1 protein-coding gene is annotated in these 274 nt (G+C 68.6%); it reads right to left on the bottom strand.

Going from position 1 to position 274, the window contains the following annotated elements:
• A partial coding sequence (locus tag AACR77_RS13530) for a GntT/GntP/DsdX family permease (RefSeq protein WP_042882144.1) occupies nt 1-274 on the bottom strand: 274 nt, incomplete at both ends.

Genomic DNA, 274 nt, shown 5'->3' on the forward strand with positions numbered 1-274 from the left:
GTTGGGGTTGGGAGACATGACGTTGCCCGCCTTGCCACCGCCTATCATCGCCAGCAGGATGGCCGCCTTGGAGAGATCGGCACGGCGGGCGATGGCCAGCGCAATGGGGGCGACCGTGATGACGGCCACGTCCACGAAGACGCCGACCGCTGTCAGGATCAGGGTGGCCAGCGCCAGGGCCAGCAGGGCGCGGGTTTCGCCGAGTTTCTTGACGATGGTCTCGGCGATGGTGGTGGCGGCGCCCGATTCGATGAGCACCCCGGCCCGCACACCC

The sequence above is a fragment of the Aeromonas sp. ZOR0002 genome (assembly GCF_963866995.1).
In the GTDB taxonomy this organism is placed as follows: Bacteria; Pseudomonadota; Gammaproteobacteria; order Enterobacterales; family Aeromonadaceae; genus Aeromonas; species Aeromonas caviae.